The following is a 16,853-nucleotide window of genomic DNA, read 5'->3' on the forward strand; positions in this document are numbered from 1 at the left end:
TAGAACTTGGCTTTCATCCAGTGGTCCCGACCGACCAATGTTTTGATCATCATCATAGACAACTAATAAAATTTCATTGGAATTAATAAGAATTGGCTTATCCATAATTTTTCCTCCCTAATGCCTCTTGGCGATTGTTTGTGCGTGGTTTATGGATACCAATGTAGCGTATTTAGGAACATGTGTCAATACATATGTACCGATTTTAGAAATTTTTTACATAAATATAAAAAGTCACTTAGAAAATTAAAACTGTAATTACTGAAAAAGGGATATATGTTTAGAATAGCTAGAGATTTAATAATACTAATTACATTGAATTTTAATATTCTAATCGATTATTTTGCAAATATTTGCATAATTCTCTCCTTAACAGAAATATACGATAAGAAGAAAATTATGCTCATATGATTTAACTATTTTAAAATCTCGGTGGTTTTATCCAGTCTATAGGCGCAGCCCAAATTAATGCAATATCTTTTATTTCTGGATACAACCTATTTAAACTCTCTAAATTAAATAAACCAGGCTTACTACCTTGCTTTATTATTTTGACAAAACAACGTCCATCTTGCGTATAGACAATTGCTTTTTTATTAAGAAGTAAACTTGGAGAAATGTTTTCTGAATAAAATAAAATAGATTTATCCTCAATGAAAGGTTCCATTGAGTCGCCTTCAACTTTTACTGCGTATGTATCCTTTGTAATATATGGGGGCATTTCCACTTCTTCAAGCCAACCATCTTCATAGGGGATAATTTCTGAACCTGCTCCTACATAACCCATTAAGGATATAGTTTTTTTTCGTGGAAGTGGGTATTTTGTGATTTCCTCAATTGCTATACCTTCTTGTGCACTTATTCCTCGTTCACCTGTCAGCATTTTATTGACTGCAGAGCGGTAGATAGGGCGATGCATCTTCTCACTTAGTTGTCTGGCAAGCGATGATTGAGATAATCCAGATTCTTGTAAGGCTTCACTTAGCCAAATTTTCATAATGTTATTCATGGTTTCCATTATATCTTTGTTAGAAAAAAAATCTTTTGTGATTTTCGTTACATTTTCTATTGATTTTGTACCTAAATAAGCTACAATATGACTTATGAAACAATTTTCGGAAATAATAAATTTATTAGGTGGGGTTCGTAGGGTATCTCAGTTGCTTGGGGTTCATAGAACACGCGTATATGTCTGGCTCCGTCCTATATCAAAAGGTGGAACTGGTGGGAGAATTCCAACAAAACATATCCCAATTCTTTTGAATGAAGCCAAAAGAATTGGAGCACCGATTAAGGCAGAAGACTTTTTCTCGTTTTTTTATAGGACGCAATCATGTGATTCTAAATTATCTTCACAATCTGCTTTTATTGCTGCTTCTACAGAAAAGAATGAACATCAACAGCACCATTCACATTCTTAAACAGGCATTAAATAAAGAGACCAAATTAATAGATTACGCGCCACCATACGCGCACATATAAATAGGCAACAGCCTTAAGGGGGGGATTATGATCACTCATTTATATTTAATAAAAAAAGGGGATGCGCATGTCTAATGGTATGCCATGGATAAGATTCCATTTGTATGACTGGATAAGTGGTACAGATGGAATGACGTTAGAGCAAAGGGGCGCTTATATGACGCTTCTCGTTCGCATGTACGATAAAAAAGCACCAATTAAAGAAGATTTTGAAACGCTTGCACGTGCTTGCAATTGTTCGCAGAAAAAATTTGCAGCTATTGTCGAATATCTCATGAGAAATGATAAACTTGTTGAGACAGATAATGGATTGTGGAATACGCGCGTTGAAGAAGAGCTGAACGATTTTGCTGATAAAAAAGAGCACATATCGCAAGTTCGTAGTGAGGCTGGTAAAAAAGGTGCAAAAGCAAAAAATAATACAAAACAACATGTTAATAATTTTGCTGAAGCAAATGACAAGCAAAACGTTTTTTTTGCTGAAGCAAACGCTAAGCAAAATCAAGCTATAAAGAACCAGAATAAGAATATATATAAAAAAACTAAAACTATCGTTTTAGCAAAAAAAGAAATTGGTTCTGAAAGTTTAGAAACAAACGAACAGGTTGACGAGCCAACAGAGGTTGCTGCTGTTGAGACCACATCAGAGCAAATCACAACGGGTGTAGAAAACCAACCTCCCATTCACGAGCAAGAGAACGTTCCCAAAAAAGCAAAACGAGCGCAAGCTAATCGCGGTTGTCGATTGCCGGATGATTTCGAACCCGATTACGATTTTGCCATTGCAGAGGGCTTGCCTCCAGAGCGCGTCAAAGTCGAAATTGCAAAGTTTCGAGATTATTGGCGTTCAAAAGCCGGAGCAAATGCAACCAAAATCGATTGGCAAGCAACATGGCGTAACTGGGTACGCAGAGCTATCGAGGGTTTAGAAAAAATAAAAAATACGAACAACAATGGTGGAAACAATGGAAACTTTTCAAAAGATCAAAGAACTCGTGGTGGTACCGGAGAGACAATCCGTAATCTTATCGGTGCAACACAGCTTAGTGACGCCTCTACAAGATACCGTGCAACAGATAGAGCAATGTGTAACTCTGGAGTTCCCATGGACCTTGAGAAATGGCATTCAATTGACAGCAACCCTAGAGAAACAAGCTTTAGAAGCTTATCAGACTGTTCAAAACTTACTTACCTTGAAAGCGTCTGTTGAAGACATAGCAGAGGCTCTTGATGTGCTTGAAGGTGGTTTGACAATGCAAAAAGTTTCGAATGTAGAAGCGCGTGCAAAGGCTTATATCGCAGCTCTTAACGGCATTTCACTCTGGTCTTTATTGCAAGCTGTTAAAAATCTTATACGTGGTGAAGCAAAAGGCATGTCCACAACCTTTGTCCCCTCTTGTGCTGATCTAGCGCAGTATTGTCGTGATTTAGAAAGCAGGCTTTATGGTGTTGCTGAGAAGGTTTTTACAGCAGTTGAAAATACGCGTAACCTAGCCTTAGGAGGCAAGCGCATTTCATTCATGAGAATAGGCAAGCCTAGTGAAGAGTGTCATGACAGTAGCAATTCTAAAGCGGCTTAAAACAGCAAACTAGTGAAAAGTGCTGATCATTTTACGATTAGACATGCATTTAAATCGACAAAAAGGTACCGTACAAAGCGATTTAAAGATTTTGCGATGAAAACCATATCCGCAATATAAAACGCTCTGTACGGTCAAATTTTAGGTAAATAGACCAATTGGTAAAATTATGGACTAAAAACATGAGAATATTAAAAGACCTGTTCTTAAAAAAGCGTAAACAACCCATGCAAAAAGAGTTTGTTGCAACAGCTGTTGGTTATGTTCCTTGGGGGAACGGAGCAGAGGAGTATTTTTACAACCTCTACGAATATGAAGACGGCACAAGAGAGTGTGAAAAGTTTGATGGCGGCCAGTATTATACCACACCAGAAAATGCGGATTTTAGTACCAAAGCGCAAGTAAAAGCATGGGTTTACAGTGGTGCTATTCCGAAAAGCGTTCTCAATTACGAACCTCTTATAGATGAGATTAACAGAGAGATCAAAAAATTATCGAAAACCGCAGGAAATAAATATGTTTACAGATAAGCAGCTAAGAGCCTTGTTTGGCATTATAACTTTTATATTTTTATGTTTTTTAGGAATTAAAAAAAATCCCTACTTTATTCAAAGTATTTTGACATTCGCATCTGTTTCTTTGGTAATAGTCACAGTGGTTTTTGCAATTTTATGCAATTCTCATATTCCTTCTGAATTGCAGAGCAATCCAAAATATAAAGATGATGATACAACGGGTTGGGTGAAACTAACACGTGATTTACAACAGTATTTGCACAGACTCTTAAAACTAATAAGTTTAGCGCTTATCGTTTTAATTTTTCCAAATAGTTATAAAGAAACTGTTTCTTTACCTTTCATTTCTAAGTACGTGGAGTATAAGCTTTCTTTTCCATTGGATACTGTACTTTGGTACTCAGATATTGCTCTTTGGTATTCTTTTTTAGTTTGTGTATTGTTTCTTATGTTACATACACGCAGTTTAATAAACATATCTATTTACACACTACAGTGCTCAGTTAAAAAGCTATAGTAAAATTTCCGATTTTATAAAACTGTTCAGATTACGTTGTCTCTTCTCAACGTTCATAGATGAGATCAACAAGGAGATAAAAAACTATCGAAAGCAGTTTGATACTCTTTGTAGCAGGAAAGAGATCAACGCATTGAACGAAGCATGGCGTCACGTAAAATTGCGTTAATCCGTGTTTGATATCCTTTCCCTTGACTTTTAAGCCACGCTAGAACGTCTGAATCCACACGTACTGTTGTGACAGTTTTGGTTGGTTTATAGAATGGATTGCGAACGGCGTTTTTCCAAAATGCATCATTGAGTGACGGAATATCACTATGATCAATTGCACTGTCCGGCATTGCAGCCAGCTTATCAACTTCAACTCTCTGTTTATCTGTCAAAGGTGATAAGTTACCTACATCAATTTCATAAAGAACTTTCTTCTTCATAACGTTTCCTTTCTTTCGAGTTAGCTCGCCGCGCTGAAATAATACGGATTACTTCTATACCATCTTTATCATCATGGACAGTATGCGCCACGAGCAGCAGTAAAAAACCATCCACAAGACCCAAAGTTTGCCAACGATATTCTCCGTTTTCAATACGGTCTTGTTTAACCATGGCGAACGGGTCTGCAAAAACACGAGCAGCAATTTCAAAACTGACACGGTGCTTTCTAAGATTACTTTTCGCTTTAGCTTCATCCCATTCAAATCTTATTTTCATATCTTATGTTAATACATTTATGTATGTATTTCAAGAGTTTTAAATGAACACTGAACTATTTATGTTTTTTTTGCATATTAAATATAATTTTATATGTTAAAAAACAATAATATCATTTTGAAATAATTGAAAAAATAAGCAAATCATGCTAAGATTTTCTATGTATTAAAGTACAAGTTTAAGGTAAGAAAAAACATGCTAAATAAAGTGACATTAATCGGGCGTTTAGGTGCTGATCCCGAAAGCAAAACAATGAATTCTGGAGCAGAAATAGTCAATTTTCGTATGGCAACTTCTGAAAGCTATACGGATAAAAATACTCATCAAAAAGTAGAGAAAACTGAATGGCATTCAGTTGTGATTTTTAATCCACATTTGGCAAAAATTGCACTTCAGTATCTAAACAAAGGTTCAAAAGTTTACGTAGAAGGAAAATTACAGACACGCAAATGGCAAGATAAAAATGGGCATGACCGTTACACAACAGAGATTGTTTTACCACAATTCAAAGGCGAGTTGTATTTGCTTGATGTAAAGAAAGATCAATCTGCCCCTTCTTCCGTTACTTCTCAAAATTATGCTATCGCTTCAGGTGCCGCTGATCATAGTGCATCTCTTAATGACAGCATACCATTTTGATTGATAAAATATAACAAAGAGAAACATGTGGGCTCCCACAGATTAGGGGATGTATGAAGAAGAAAGATGCTTACATTTCACAAGTGAAAGTACGTCAAGATCCTGTTAATCAATTGGCAATTGAAATGCGTGCTAAACGCTTTGGTTTGACTATTGAAGAGGCTAAAAATCCGCTTGCTGGTACTTATGTTGGGCGGCTGTGTTTGCAAGGCATGCTTACTCAAGACCAGTATGATGCTGCGCAAAAATATCTTGAAGTGAAAAATGACTATTTGTGTGCAAAAGGTTTACCAAGCGCTGTTTATGATGAAATACCATCATCTTCTGATGACAAAGCAAGAGAAAAATGGGTTGAATTTGCAACAGAACAGTTTTCTAATATGCAAGAGGCGATAAAAGAAACACAACATCTCTATAGACAGTATAATCTTTATGCAGCAATACAATATATTGTTGTCGAAGACAAAACATTACCACATCTTGTGAATTCATTGTGGGTCGCTCTTAACGCGCTTCATAAATATTTTAACAGAAAAAACAAATGGTAAATGTTTTGCTGTTATTTTCCTATAAAAGCATGAAAGCTCTTGAAGAATAAACATTAGAATGTTATATTTTTATATAATATTAGTGGGAGTGTTTTATGCATACAACAAAATTACGTAAAGTTGGAGGGTCAGTTATGCTCTCTATACCGCCCGCATTGCTTGATGTTCTTCACCTTACTGAAAATACGCAAGTGGGTTTGGCTATTGATAATGGACAATTGGTTGTGAAACCACAGATATCGCCAAATTACACCCTTGAAGAATTATTAGCGCAATGTAATCCTTCAGATGATTTTGCGGATGAGGATGTGGAGTGGTTTGATGCTAATCCTGTTGGCAGAGAGCTCTTGTAATGAAGCGGGGTGAAATTTGGTTTGTATCGCTTGACCCAACTTCTGGTTATGAGCAAAGAGGGGCGCGTCCTGTACTGATTGTGTCACCGGAGGCGTTTAATCGTGTAACAAAAACACCAGTTGTTTTGCCCATTACAAGTGGAGGAAATTTTGCGAGAACAGCAGGGTTTGTTGTTTCATTGGCAGGAACAGGATTGCATACAACAGGTGTGATACGTTGTGATCAACCACGTGCTATCGATATAGCAGCACGTAATGGAAAAAAAATGGAAACAGTTCCCTCTATAATTATGAATGAAGTGCTAGCCAAATTATCGACATTTCTAACTTAGTATTTGTATTACAGTGGATACAAAGATTATGACAGTATCTATTCGGTTGCCTAGCGAACTTGAAACACGTTTGAATAATTTAGCTGCTAAGATAGGACGTACAAAATCTTTTTATCTACGCGAGATTATTGAATGCGGAATAGAGGAAGCAGAGGATTATTATTTAGCTTCACAAGTAAGTAAGAGAGTCCGTTCAAAGAGGAGAAGCAGCTTTTTATAGTTCTGAAGAGGCGAGGAGAGAGCTTGGCTTGTTCCTCGACGATTAGGTGTTAACAAACTGAAGCAAAAGCTGAGCAAATATTTTCACAAAAGCTTATCGCTATGTTGATTTAAAAGTAATCATCTGAGTAATTTAAATGTTTGAATTTCTTTTTTAATTTGTCCCGTTCTTCAATCGCCTCATCTCGTTCCCTAACAGCATTGTCACGGTCTTTTAGCACTGAATTATAGGAATTAACTAGATTATTATGAGTATCGCAAAAACTTTTAAATCCTTTTGATGCTAAAAACTCATACAGACCAACAAGGAAGATTGTTATTACTAACAAAATTGTTGTTGGGACTCCGAAAAAATGAAGTATAGCGATTCCTATTACTAGGCAAATTGTGATTTCGATCTCTACATACAAAAGAAACAAAAACAGCATGATTGGTATTGTAATTACGAGTACTATTATTCCCACATCTAAGGACTCGTAGAGAAGGATTCCTGTAGATATTATAGCTATAGATATCAGTACGTGCGTGAAATCACTACTATCATAATAATAATTATCACCTATTTCGCAGTAGGGCGACGAAAATACATATCTAAAGATTGACCAGAAAATAGAAATAATCGATATTGCTGTCAAAACTCGAAGAGATAGAGAACCTGATATAAATAGTACATCAATTATTACTACTATTGCACTTAAATATATTGATATTGGTTCCATACTCCTCCCCCCTTTATTAATTTCTCAGTTGTATAATTGATTCGTTTAGAAGATACAATTGTGAGTGGTTGGTTGTTAAAGACACTAGATTTAGGTGAAAAAAATAAAAAATACACAATATAGTGATTTTTTTTGTTGACATGGTGTGAATAATAGTGTTTTATGGCGTTGCTGTACTAGTCGAATTGCGTCTAGAATTACGGTAAAGGTATAACCTTTCTTATAAGTTTATATGATTGTTCAGAGCCCTGCTTTTGCGGGGTTTTTTTATTATCTTGTTTACAAAAAGAAACACACATGAAAACCACTGAAAAACTTGCAAAAAGAACGCCCCCAAAGGCAGGTCAAGGGCGGGTAAAAGGCGTGCCAAATAAAACGACACGTATTTTGAAAGAAGCAGTGCTTAAGGCAGCAGAGCGCGCTGGTAAGAAATATGGTGATGATGGTTTGATCTCTTATCTCGAAAAACAGGCAATCAAATGCCCCGCTGCTTATTTGGCATTGTTGGGGAAGATTTTGCCTCTTCAAGTGACAGGGGAAGATGGGGGAGCCATTAAGGTGATAACGCGTGTAGAAATCGCGCCTTTGGTCAATGACAACACGACAGATTAGTATTGTACCAAAACTTATACCGATTTTTACAGGAGACGCTTTGGTACGAGCGGCTTGGGGTGGACGAGGGTCTGGGAAGACAAGATCATTTGCCTTGATGGCGGCTTTAAAAGGCTATCAATTTGGTATGCAGGGGATATCGGGGACCATTCTTTGTGCACGTCAGTTTCAAAACTCGCTAGCAGAAAGTTCGTTGGAGGAAATTAAACGCGCTATTGAAGCGCACGACTTTTTAAAGGACTATTACAAGGTTGGGGAGTCGTCGATTAAGTCGATAGATGGTCGTATAGCCTTTCAGTTTTCTGGTCTGGACCGCAATATAGCCAGTATCAAGTCTATGGGGCGTATTTTGCTTTGTTGGGTTGATGAGGCAGAGCCCGTTACAGAGACGGCTTGGCAAACGCTTATACCGACTTTGCGAGAAGAAGGAGAGGGATGGCGGGCAGAATTATGGGTGACATGGAACCCATTGCGAGAGAATGCACCGGTTGAGAAGCGGTTTCGCTTTTCAGACAATGAGGCAATTAAGCGTGTTGAGATCAACTGGTCAGACAACCCGAAGTTTCCGAAAATCTTGAATGAAGCGCGGCTTGATGATCTGAGAAACCGCCCCGAGACCTATAAGCATATCTGGGAAGGGGATTATCTGAAAGCGGTTCAAGGCGCTTATTATCAAAAGGAAATGTTGGCAGCCGAGCAAGAGGGGCGGATAGGGCGCGTTGCGCGTGATCCTTTAATGCAAATACGCGCCTTTTGGGATATTGGGGGGACAGGCGCTAAGGCAGATGCCACGGCGATATGGATAGCGCAATTTGTTGGTAGAGAGATCAGAGTGCTTAATTATTATGAAGCACAGGGGCAACCGTTATCGGAGCATATAGGCTGGTTGCGTCAAAATGGCTATGAGAAAGCATTGATGGTTTTGCCCCATGATGGTGCGACCAGAGACCGTGTGCACAATGTGAGTTTTGAGAGTGCTTTAAATGATGCGGGTTTTGAAACGCAAGTGATCCCTAATCAAGGGGCAGGGGCGGTTAAGATGCGTATAGAGGCGGTGCGGCGTATTTTGCCGTCTGTTTGGTTTAATGAAGAGATGACGGTAGCAGGGCGCAAAGCACTGAATTGGTATCATGAGAAATGGGATGAGAAGCGCGGCATTGGTTTGGGTGCAGAGCATGATTGGTCGAGCCATGGGGCGGATGCCTTTGGTTTAATGTGCATTGTCTATGAAGCACCCAGTGTCAAACCCAAGCAAGAGCGTTATTGCACTATGGAAAGAGAAGCGGCATCATGGATGGCATTCTAGATCAAGACTTTCAAAAAACGACAATCCTCGATGAATATGAACTCTATAAGCGTTTAAAGTCTTGGTACGCAGAAGATATTGAACATGTTAATGAATGGCGTGAACAGGCGCGTGAAGATTTTGATTTTTATAATGGTCGTCAATGGGCAGAGGAAGATCTTGCGGTTTTAAAAGAGCAACGCCGTCCTGTCATGACTTTTAACCGCATTGCACCCCTTGTGAATGCTATTGTTGGGGCGGAGCGTAATAATAAGCGCGAAGTACAGTTTCAACCACGGCAAATGGGAGCAGCAATACCCAATGAATTGCTTACTGGAGCAGCAGAATGGTTTCGTGATGAGGCAGAGGCGGAATATGCCGATTCCGATGCTTTTCAGGATATGGTTATTTGCGGTATGGGCTGGACAGATACGCGGCTTGATTATGATACAGATCCCGAAGGGATACCTGCTGTTCAACGTTTAGATCCCTTAAAAATGGTTTGGGATGCCAATGCTGTAAGACCAAATCTCATTGACGCACAGCGTATGTGGTATGTTGATCGCAAATCCGTTGAGGATGCTAAAAGTCTTTTTCCTGATGTTGCTGTTGAAGATCTTAACGCCGATTGGGCTATCGATAGTACAACCGCTTCTGAGGATTCTCATGTGTCGCTTGATGCGTATCAAGATGACTCCAATGCGACTTCTCTCTCAGATCCGTATTCTGGGAAACGCTATGTTACGCTGGTTGAATGCCGTTGGTTTGAATATGAGACCACTTACAAGGCGCCTGATCTTCAAACCGGCCAGATGCGCAACTATAGCAAACAGGAGTTTGAACAGCTTCAAAGGGTAATGCCACAATTACAAGGGGTGTGTTTTAATAAAAAAGTGGTGAGACGCGCTTTTCTGGGACGACGTCTTTTAGCAAAGCCCGATAAGCCATTAGCACCTGATGGGCAACTTGGGTGGGAGTGTATCACGGGCACGCTGGATAAGCTTAAAAACCAGTTTTACGGGATTGTTCGCCCCGCAAAAGATCCACAAAAATGGTCGAATAAATATTTTAGCCAAGTGATGTATATCCTTAATAGCCAGTCTAAGGGCGGCTTGATGGCAGAACGAGACGCTTTCGATGATGATCGCCAAGCCATGGAAAGCTGGGCGCGAACGGATACGATTACTTGGGTTAAAAATGGCGCGCTTACAGGAGGGAAAATTCAACCAAAGCCAAGTGCACAATTTCCCAATGGATTTTTCCAGCTGTTTAATGAATCGCGTGAAGCGATAACGCATGTAACAGGGTTATCGGCTGAGTTTATCGGAACACGGGAGGTCAACCAAGCCAATGTGCTGGAAAATACACGCCGGCAATCAACGCTTAATTTGCTTGCGGGGCTGTTTGATAATCTCAAGCTTTATCGGTGTAGGCAGGGAAAGATTATCCTTTATCTTATCCAGAATTATCTCTCTGATGGGCGTCTGGTACGTATTTCTGGACAAGAGAATGCCCAATATGTGCCGTTGACGCGTGAAGCTGTTACGACGCTTGAGTATGACATTATTGTTGATGATTCACCGACAAGCCCCAATGAAAAAGAGAAAACTTTTGCAGCAATTACGCAGATGTTGCCGCTGCTTGGTGGTTTCTTAACACCGGAGATGATTCCAGATCTTTTAAAGCTTTCCCCACTACCGGCAACATTGGTAGCAAATTTAACGGCAAAAGCACAGCAGGCACAACAAGAACAGCAGCAACAGCAGATGATGCAACAAAGCCAAGGAGCACAATTAACTCCAGAGCAACAAGCAAAGATTGCTGTTTTACAGCAAGAAGCGCAAGCAAAGAGCACACTCTATCAACTTGATGCGCAGCAGAAACAAACGGCATTGCAGCAGAAAAATATCGAACTTTTCTTGAAACAAGAACAAGCGCGTATGCAGCTCGAACTTCAACAGGCAAAAAATGAGATAGCGCAGCGTGACTTAGAACGCAAAGCTTTACAGGCACAGTTGGAACACTATCGAGTTTTGACAAAAAATATAATAACACATTGAAGGGACAGAATATGGAAGAAGAGTTTACGCCTGAAGAACAAGCAATCTATGATGAACATTTTGCCAGTGATAATGTTGTTGAGTTGGTCGAGCCAGAACAAGTTGAGGAAGTTGTTGATGCAGAGGAAAGTTCTGAACAACCAGCTGTAGAACCACTTCAAGAGCAGCCAAATTCTGATGTAATAGAATCTGATAAACTAGAGCAAGAGCGGCAAGCACGCCAAAAGGCAGAACAAAGCGCCATTGAAGCGCGTGAATTGGCTATTGAACTTGCGCAAAAATATGCCGCAATGCAGGAAGAAATCACGCGCCGCCGTGAGGAAAATGTTCCCTCCCTAGAAGACGACCCACAAGCACATGTTGCATGGCTTAGTCATAAGGTACAGGAACAACAGAAATTGCTTGATGAGTTTTCTCATATGAGAGAGAGCCAAGAGCGCATGAGTCAAGAGGAATATGAACGCCAAAAGTTGGGGGATTATTTCGAGGAAGCCAAAGCGCAAGTACAAGATAAATATCCAGATTTAGACAGTATCACGGACTATCTCTATGAAAGAGCAGACAGTGTCTTACAAGCGCAAGCAAGCCTTTATCCACAATGGAAAGACCCAGAGGCACGGCAACAACAAATTGGTGCTGAATTGCGCCAAATATGCCAGCAGTGTCAGAAAGCCGGTATAAATCCAATTGAGGTGCTGGTGCAAAAAGCAAAAGCTTTTGGCTATAGTGGCGCGCCCGTTAAGGACGAAGTAGGAGCTCTTCAAGAGCGTTCTCAAGCAGCGCGGACGCTTACAGCGCGCGGCGGACAAGTTCCAACAGGCGGTATGGATGTGAGAACGCTCTTTTCCATGCCAGAAGCCGAATTTGCTGTATGGGTTGAGAAAAATCCCGAAAAATTTGAACAAATTATGAGCAGAGCGTGAGATGTGCGTGGTGACGCAACAGAGAGAACCAAGTGATTGTTATCGTTTGGGGGTGCCGCAAGGCGAGTTTTAAAACCAAGAAAGGCATTGATTGAAATGGCAGTAACACAGGTAAATCTTAATGACCCATTAGCCGTTGGCGTTTGGGCTAAGATGCTAAACACAGAAACTTCAAAAGCGTTGCTCATTGCACCGCTGATGGGAAAAGGAAAAAACAGCATTATTCAAGTATTGGATATGCTAGGAAAATCCGCTGGTGACTCTGTGACGAGCGGATTAAGAGTCCAACTTATGGGGGATGGCGTTAGCGAGGGACAAACGCTGGAAGGCAATGAAGAAGCCCTCCAATTTATGAATGAAACGGTGCGTATTAACGAGCTTTCTCATGCTGTACGCGTAAAGTATGAAGGCACCATTGATCAACAACGTGTTTTATTTAATTTACGAACAGAAGCAAAGGATGGGCTTGTTGATTGGTATGCAGATCGCTTAAGTTTGATGTTCTTCATTCAGGCAGCAGGTTATACAGCACCATGGATTCACTTCGAAGGACGCAGCATAACCCTTAAACCCGTACATTATGGTTTTAATGCTCCATTAGAGCCAAGCAAACTGCGTATTATTCGTGCCAATAAGAAAAAGACTGATGAAGAACTTACAAAAGACGATGTTTTTACATTAGATCTTATAGATCGGGCTGTTGAACGCGCTAAACTTGCTAATCCACGTTTGCGTCCGGTTCGTGTTGATGGAAAATCGGCATATGTGATGTATCTCCACCCAACACAGGTAACTCAATTGCGTACCAATACAAAGAGCGGGCAATGGTTAGACATTACCAAGGCAGCTTATGATGGCTCTGGAGCTAAGAACCCAATTTTTAATGGTTCTTTGGGGATGTATAACGGTGTCATTTTGCGTGAAGCAGAGCATGTCCCCAATGGTGTTAATTCAAAGACACAAGAGCCTGTTCCCTCTGTTCGTCGTGCTGTGTTGCTTGGTGCGCAAAGTGTTATCATGGCTTATGGGCGCGTTGGCAATGGAGCAACAGGAGGCGATGGGAAAGGGGGAACACGCTATAAACTTGTTGAAGAACTGTTTGATTATCAACGTGAATTTGGGGTTGCAGCTAAAACCATTATCGGCATGAAAAAATCACGCTATACCTTGCCGCATTCTGATCAAGGGGGGCAGGATTTTGGTACGATTGTTATCCCTTCTTTTGCCGAAGCAAGCTAATTATTAAAGGATGACAATTATGGCAGAAAAATCGCTAATTACACAGGAACCTGATGAAACCGTTGAAACAGTTGAAACCGTTGGCATGACAGATGAGGGATTGCCACCTGTTTTGCAAGGACGCAACAACTCTACGCAGCAGGTTAGTTATTTACGGGCGCGTGTTAAATGTACAGACCAAGGGTTGATAACAAAAATTGGCGTTCTACCCCGAGGGGCTTTTATAAAAAGTATTACAGCTTATACCATGGAGGATTTTGAAGATGTAACAGCTACATTTGGAAAAGAGCCTCATGGTAATGATTATGGAGATGTAGGGCTTCGGCAATCTACCGATGGCAATCTGTACATACCCATGGAGGAACGAGATGTTCCATTAGAAGCTGAAAGTACGATTTACATGACACGAGACAAGAAAAGCACCAAAGGTGATGCTGAGGTGATTGTTGAGTTTTACACTAATCGTTAAAGGCAAGGGGGCGTTTATTGCTTGCGTCCCCCTCCTATACAAGATGCCCCAAGACATTTGGAAGAGGGTGATATGACAATAATAGTACAGACAGGTGGTCCGATTGGAGACAAACAGACCATTGCTCCTTGGGATAAAAATTTTATCCAGATGATCAATGATATTCAGGATGAAATAGATGATCAAACAGATGAGTATGTTGATCAAGTGCAAAGGGCGATATTTTCGGCTATTCGCTTTTGTGAACGATTGCCTTTTTATTTCAATGAAAGCCGCGAAGTTGTTTTTACCACTCTAAAGGGCAAAAGCCGTTATGGCGCCGAGGCACATCCCTCTATAACAGGGGCTGTTCGCATTGTTGATGCTTATATTTATGAAGATAATCACAGCAAAGCAAAGCTTTTGCAGGTAGATCAGCTTGTTATTGAGAGCCTTGAGGATGATTGTAGCCATGGCATGCCTACACGCTATGCTTATTTTGAACAAAAGCTTGTCTTGTATCCAACACCAGAGCGCGTTTATTCTATCAGGCTTATTCTTGACCCTGTAAGAATAAAAGATATTGAGAGTGCACAAGAAGCGTCCATATGGTTTTGTGAAGCCTATGAACTGATCAAAACGCGTGCAAAATATGAAATTTATACCAATATTATTAAAGAACCACAGATGGCAGCTGCAGCTTTTGCCATGTATCAAGAGCAACTCGATGCGCTTCAAATTGAAACATCACGGCGCAAGAATTTGTTAAAAATTCAACACACGGATTTCTGATGACCTTTATTCCTATTGCTGAGTATAGACCAGATGTTGCATTTATTAATAGTGGTTATTCTAGTGAGATCGTGAACGTTTTACCTGCACCAAATTCGTATATTCCGTTTCCCATTGTGGCGCCGGTCTCAGATCCTTTTCCGGATGTGATTTTGGGGGTCTATGCTGTGCGCTCATTGGGTGGTGTGCGCATCATTGTGGGGGCACCAACAAAACTTTATGAATACGACAACAGCACGCGCGGCTGGAAAGACATTAGCAAGCCTCACACACAGTATCATGCCAATGAGACTGCACTTTGGTCTTTTGCTTCCTTTGGTGATCATATCATTGCTGTTAATAGCAATGACCCACCACAAATGCTTTCGTTAAAAACGGATGAAAGGTTTTGTGATTTGAGCGGTAATCCCCCGCGTGCTGGACTTGTGCGTGTGTGGGGTGATTTTGTTTGCCTGATGCAATTAACAGATAAGCCAAACCGTGTTCAGTGGTCAGGTTTGAATGATGCGACACATTGGACGGTTGGGGAGAAAAGTTGCGATTATCAAGATTTTCCCGATGGAGAATATGTTCAAGGATCTACGGAATCAACAAATCCACTTATTTTCATGCGCTCCGCCATTTATCACGCAACCTTTGTACCAGGCTCTAAAATTATCTTCAGTTTTGCAAAAATAAAAGACAAAATAGGGGCGAAAAGCAGCACAGCAATTGCAAGCCGTGGAGACTGTACTTTCTTTGCATCTGATGATGGTTTTTATCAAATCAACAGTGCTGGTGAAATGCTCCCTATTGGCTTTGGAAAAGTCGATAAAACTATCTTCACACTTTACAATAACTTTGCCATTGATGAGATGAGGGCATGTATTGATCCGGTCTATTCTCGTGTTTATTTTTCTATCAATGATAACACCGAAGGGATGCATATTTATGTTTATGATTGGCTCTTACAAATATGGAGTGTCATTAAGGGGCAGAACCTTCTCTTATTTCCCCTTTTTGCAGCCGGTTATACATTAGAAGGCTTAGACGAAGTACAAGAGAGCTTGAAAGATTTACCAGCTTCTCTTGATAGTAAAATGTGGCAAAATGGTGCGCCTGTTTTGGGAGCCTTTACGCCAGACAACACATTTGGTTTTTTTGCAGGTCCTCCGATGGAAGCAGTTATTGCTTCACAAATTGTGGGGGATACGGGCAGGCAAATCAACCTGATGAGTGAGGCTTTTGTTCAAGCGGATACAACAAAAGGTTTTTTAAGTGTTGGGGCGGCATTTATCATTGATAACAAGAACCAATTAAATTGGGCTAAAGAGCGTTATGCCGGCTATAATATTGGGATGTATAATATCCGCTCACGGGCGCGTTATCACGCTTTGCGTCTGAGAATACCAGAAGGCACGCCATGGACGCATATAACAGGCTTTGATGTAACGCTCAAACCCGCGGGCATAAGATGAGTTTTAAGATCTATAATACAGAAAAATGGAGCGCTGAACAAATGGCGCCCTATTTTGACAATGTCATAAAATCGATAGCTTATTTTAATCAAAAATTCCCTGATGATTATAATACAGAGACCATTTTAAATGATATCTTGAAGGGAGAAAAAGTTCTTTGGATTATCGTTGATGCGCATGAAAACTTTATGGCGCATGTCACAACACAGTTACAAGAACTCGTCACTGGAGCATTAAGGGCGGTTATTGTCACACTTGGTGGAAAGGGAGGAGCGCCCTTAACGAAGCTTATCACTCAGATTGAAGCTTATTACAAGGAAAAAGGGGCAAAAGAGCTTGTCATCATAGGCAGGCGAGGGTGGGAAAAATCTCTTAAAACGCATGGATATCTCGTTAATCTTTTAGAATATAGAAAGCAGCTTTAA

General features: G+C 40.3%; 22 protein-coding genes and 1 pseudogene. 18 read left to right on the forward strand and 5 right to left on the reverse strand.

The window, feature by feature from the left end; genetic code table 11:
• Window positions 1-421 precede the first annotated feature (421 nt).
• Window positions 422-1,018, reverse strand: coding sequence for a S24 family peptidase (locus ACFING_RS06500; RefSeq protein WP_375630230.1), 597 nt, complete (start codon window positions 1,016-1,018; stop codon window positions 422-424).
• An 85-nt stretch (window positions 1,019-1,103) separates the two neighbouring features.
• On the opposite strand from ACFING_RS06500, the gene ACFING_RS06505 reads away from it, so the two are divergent.
• From ACFING_RS06505 to ACFING_RS06525, 5 genes are all read left to right on the forward strand, one after another.
• Entirely contained in the window at window positions 1,104-1,421 is a 318-nt protein-coding gene (locus ACFING_RS06505) for a hypothetical protein (RefSeq protein ID WP_375613675.1), read from the forward strand.
• Window positions 1,422-1,549: 128 nt separating this feature from the next.
• Window positions 1,550-2,692: a YdaU family protein gene (locus ACFING_RS06510; protein ID WP_375630231.1), complete on the forward strand. Its 1,143-nt coding sequence runs from the start codon at window positions 1,550-1,552 to the stop codon at window positions 2,690-2,692.
• A complete protein-coding gene (locus ACFING_RS06515) occupies window positions 2,676-3,062 on the forward strand; it encodes a hypothetical protein (RefSeq protein WP_375630232.1) in 387 nt (128 codons plus the stop codon). The genes ACFING_RS06510 and ACFING_RS06515 overlap by 17 nt, the downstream gene beginning before the upstream one ends.
• Before the next feature lie 182 nt (window positions 3,063-3,244).
• Entirely contained in the window at window positions 3,245-3,592 is a 348-nt protein-coding gene (locus ACFING_RS06520; RefSeq protein ID WP_375630233.1) for a hypothetical protein, read from the forward strand.
• On the forward strand, window positions 3,579-4,094 hold the full coding sequence (locus tag ACFING_RS06525) for a hypothetical protein (RefSeq protein ID WP_375630234.1): 516 nt from the start codon (window positions 3,579-3,581) through the stop codon (window positions 4,092-4,094). Before ACFING_RS06520 ends, ACFING_RS06525 begins: the two co-directional genes overlap by 14 nt.
• Before the next feature lie 125 nt (window positions 4,095-4,219).
• Here ACFING_RS06525 and ACFING_RS06530 read toward each other — a convergent pair whose 3' ends face one another.
• Together ACFING_RS06530 and ACFING_RS06535 are read right to left on the reverse strand one after the other, a co-directional pair.
• The gene (locus ACFING_RS06530; RefSeq protein WP_273756873.1) at window positions 4,220-4,525 is read right to left on the reverse strand and encodes a BrnA antitoxin family protein; all 306 of its coding nucleotides are present in this window, start codon (window positions 4,523-4,525) and stop codon (window positions 4,220-4,222) included.
• A complete protein-coding gene (locus tag ACFING_RS06535; protein WP_375612484.1) occupies window positions 4,503-4,802 on the reverse strand; it encodes a BrnT family toxin in 300 nt (99 codons plus the stop codon). Before ACFING_RS06535 ends, ACFING_RS06530 begins: the two co-directional genes overlap by 23 nt.
• A gap of 195 nt (window positions 4,803-4,997) precedes the next feature.
• On the opposite strand from ACFING_RS06535, the gene ssb reads away from it, so the two are divergent.
• The 5 genes and pseudogenes from ssb to ACFING_RS06560 all read left to right on the forward strand — a co-directional run bounded on the left by ssb (window position 4,998) and on the right by ACFING_RS06560 (window position 6,940).
• Window positions 4,998-5,441, forward strand: coding sequence for a single-stranded DNA-binding protein (gene ssb, locus ACFING_RS06540; protein ID WP_375630235.1), 444 nt, complete (start codon window positions 4,998-5,000; stop codon window positions 5,439-5,441).
• Between the two features lie 53 nt (window positions 5,442-5,494).
• Window positions 5,495-5,989, forward strand: a complete 495-nt coding sequence (locus ACFING_RS06545; RefSeq protein ID WP_375630236.1) for a hypothetical protein — start codon at window positions 5,495-5,497, stop codon at window positions 5,987-5,989.
• A 95-nt stretch (window positions 5,990-6,084) separates the two neighbouring features.
• The gene (locus ACFING_RS06550; protein WP_375630237.1) at window positions 6,085-6,342 is read left to right on the forward strand and encodes an AbrB/MazE/SpoVT family DNA-binding domain-containing protein; all 258 of its coding nucleotides are present in this window, start codon (window positions 6,085-6,087) and stop codon (window positions 6,340-6,342) included.
• Window positions 6,342-6,674, forward strand: a complete 333-nt coding sequence (locus ACFING_RS06555) for a type II toxin-antitoxin system PemK/MazF family toxin (RefSeq protein WP_375630238.1) — start codon at window positions 6,342-6,344, stop codon at window positions 6,672-6,674. The genes ACFING_RS06550 and ACFING_RS06555 overlap by 1 nt, the downstream gene beginning before the upstream one ends.
• Window positions 6,675-6,702: 28 nt before the next feature.
• Window positions 6,703-6,940 (forward strand): annotated as a pseudogene (locus tag ACFING_RS06560) (CopG family transcriptional regulator).
• A gap of 63 nt (window positions 6,941-7,003) precedes the next feature.
• Here the strand turns inward: ACFING_RS06560 and ACFING_RS06565 are convergent.
• Window positions 7,004-7,612 (reverse strand): hypothetical protein, encoded by a 609-nt coding sequence (locus ACFING_RS06565; RefSeq protein WP_375630239.1) that lies wholly within the window; start codon window positions 7,610-7,612, stop codon window positions 7,004-7,006.
• A gap of 297 nt (window positions 7,613-7,909) precedes the next feature.
• On the opposite strand from ACFING_RS06565, the gene ACFING_RS06570 reads away from it, so the two are divergent.
• The 6 genes from ACFING_RS06570 (at window position 7,910) to ACFING_RS06595 (ending at window position 14,200) form a co-directional block, all read left to right on the forward strand.
• Window positions 7,910-8,224 (forward strand): hypothetical protein, encoded by a 315-nt coding sequence (locus tag ACFING_RS06570; protein ID WP_375630240.1) that lies wholly within the window; start codon window positions 7,910-7,912, stop codon window positions 8,222-8,224.
• Window positions 8,205-9,530 carry a PBSX family phage terminase large subunit gene (locus ACFING_RS06575; RefSeq protein WP_375630241.1) on the forward strand — a complete coding sequence of 442 codons (1,326 nt, stop codon included), beginning with the start codon at window positions 8,205-8,207 and terminating at the stop codon, window positions 9,528-9,530. The genes ACFING_RS06570 and ACFING_RS06575 overlap by 20 nt, the downstream gene beginning before the upstream one ends.
• Entirely contained in the window at window positions 9,515-11,569 is a 2,055-nt protein-coding gene (locus ACFING_RS06580) for a portal protein (RefSeq protein WP_375630242.1), read from the forward strand. The genes ACFING_RS06575 and ACFING_RS06580 overlap by 16 nt, the downstream gene beginning before the upstream one ends.
• 11 nt (window positions 11,570-11,580) lie before the next feature.
• Entirely contained in the window at window positions 11,581-12,492 is a 912-nt protein-coding gene (locus ACFING_RS06585; RefSeq protein ID WP_375630243.1) for a hypothetical protein, read from the forward strand.
• Between the two features lie 96 nt (window positions 12,493-12,588).
• A complete protein-coding gene (locus ACFING_RS06590) occupies window positions 12,589-13,731 on the forward strand; it encodes a N4-gp56 family major capsid protein (RefSeq protein ID WP_375630244.1) in 1,143 nt (380 codons plus the stop codon).
• A gap of 19 nt (window positions 13,732-13,750) precedes the next feature.
• Window positions 13,751-14,200 carry a hypothetical protein gene (locus ACFING_RS06595; RefSeq protein WP_375630245.1) on the forward strand — a complete coding sequence of 150 codons (450 nt, stop codon included), beginning with the start codon at window positions 13,751-13,753 and terminating at the stop codon, window positions 14,198-14,200.
• Between the two features lie 294 nt (window positions 14,201-14,494).
• On the opposite strand, the gene ACFING_RS06600 is transcribed toward ACFING_RS06595, so the two are convergent.
• Entirely contained in the window at window positions 14,495-14,917 is a 423-nt protein-coding gene (locus ACFING_RS06600; RefSeq protein ID WP_375630246.1) for a hypothetical protein, read from the reverse strand.
• A 53-nt stretch (window positions 14,918-14,970) separates the two neighbouring features.
• On the opposite strand from ACFING_RS06600, the gene ACFING_RS06605 reads away from it, so the two are divergent.
• Both ACFING_RS06605 and ACFING_RS06610 read left to right on the forward strand, forming a co-directional pair.
• Complete coding sequence (locus tag ACFING_RS06605; protein ID WP_375630247.1) at window positions 14,971-16,428, forward strand: hypothetical protein; 1,458 nt, start codon at window positions 14,971-14,973, stop codon at window positions 16,426-16,428.
• Between the two features lie 41 nt (window positions 16,429-16,469).
• Window positions 16,470-16,853: a hypothetical protein gene (locus ACFING_RS06610; protein WP_375630248.1), complete on the forward strand. Its 384-nt coding sequence runs from the start codon at window positions 16,470-16,472 to the stop codon at window positions 16,851-16,853.

The sequence above is a fragment of the Bartonella sp. AP150HLJHH genome (genome assembly GCF_042196385.1).
In the GTDB taxonomy this organism is placed as follows: domain Bacteria; phylum Pseudomonadota; class Alphaproteobacteria; order Rhizobiales; family Rhizobiaceae; genus Bartonella.